Genomic DNA, 1,416 nt, shown 5'->3' with positions numbered 1-1,416 from the left:
GAACTGTATAGTGGACGCGAGCATCTTCAGTAGTTGTTTTTGTTGTTGTTTTGACAAGCTACTAAGGGCAATCGGTGGATGTCTAGGCACCAAGAGCCGATGAAGGACGTAGGAGCCTGCGATAAGCCCCGGGGAGTTGGCAACCAAGCTGTGATCCGGGGGTGTCCGAATGGGGAAACCCAGCTGGCATTCTAAAGCCAGTTACCAGTGCCTGAACACATAGGGTTCTGGAGGGAACGCGGGGAAGTGAAACATCTCAGTACCCGCAGGAAGAGAAAACAATAGTGATTCCGTGAGTAGTGGCGAGCGAAAGCGGATGAGGCTAAACCATGTGCGTGTGATAGCCGGCGTGCGTTGCGTATATGGGGTTGTGGGAGCATTCAGATCCTAATGCCGTGGGGTCAGGGAGTTATAAATCACTGTTGAAGTCGAATTTTCTGGAAAGTTGAGCCGTAGTGGGTAAGAGCCCCGTAGGCGTAAGACAGTGACTTCCGAGTGTTTTCCCAAGTAGCACGGGACTCTTGAAATCCCGTGTGAATCTGGCGGGACCACCCGCTAAGCCTAAATACTTCTTGGTGACCGATAGCGGACTAGTACCGTGAGGGAAAGATGAAAAGTACCCCGGGAGGGGAGTGAAATAGTACCTGAAACCGGTTGCCTACAATCCGTCGGAGCATCTCCTTGTGGGGTGTGACGGCGTGCCTTTTGAAGAATGAGCCTGCGAGTTAGTGGTATGTGGCGAGGTTAACCCGTGTGGGGTAGCCGTAGCGAAAGCGAGTCTGAATAGGGCGCTTTAGTCGCATGCTCTAGACCCGAAGCGGAGTGATCTATCCATGGGCAGGTTGAAGCGCGGGTAAGACCGCGTGGAGGACCGAACCCACCAGGGTTGAAAACCTGGGGGATGACCTGTGGATAGGGGTGAAAGGCCAATCAAACTCCGTGATAGCTGGTTCTCCCCGAAATGCATATAGGTGCAGCGTCGCGTGTTTCTTACCGGAGGTAGAGCACTGGATGGTCTAGGGGGCTTACCGGCTTACCGAAATCAGCCAAACTCCGAATGCCGGTAAGTGAGAGCGCGGCAGTGAGACGGCGGGGGATAAGCTCCGTCGTCGAGAGGGAAACAGCCCAGATCACCAGCTAAGGCCCCTAAGCGATTGCTAAGTGGAAAAGGATGTGGAGTTGCCCAGACAACCAGGAGGTTGGCTTAGAAGCAGCCACCCTTGAAAGAGTGCGTAATAGCTCACTGGTCAAGTGATTCCGCGCCGACAATGTAGCGGGGCTCAAGCAATCCGCCGAAGCTGTGGCATTCACACTTGTACCCGGCCACCTTGTGTGGTCCAGGTGTGTGGATGGGTAGGGGAGCGTCGTGCAGCGTGTGAAGCAGCAGAGTGATCTAGTTGTGGATGCTGCACGAGT

The 1,416-nt window shown here is 54.4% G+C and carries 1 rRNA gene; it reads left to right on the top strand.

The window, feature by feature from the left end:
* Positions 1-51: 51 nt before the first annotated feature.
* Positions 52-1,416 (top strand): 23S ribosomal RNA (locus ABD116_RS41730); the annotation flags it as partial.

The organism is Kribbella koreensis, assembly GCF_039525325.1.
GTDB lineage: Bacteria > Actinomycetota > Actinomycetes > Propionibacteriales > Kribbellaceae > Kribbella > Kribbella koreensis.
Note: the sequence above shows the minus strand (reverse complement) of the source record. Positions and strands in the feature narration are given on the sequence as shown.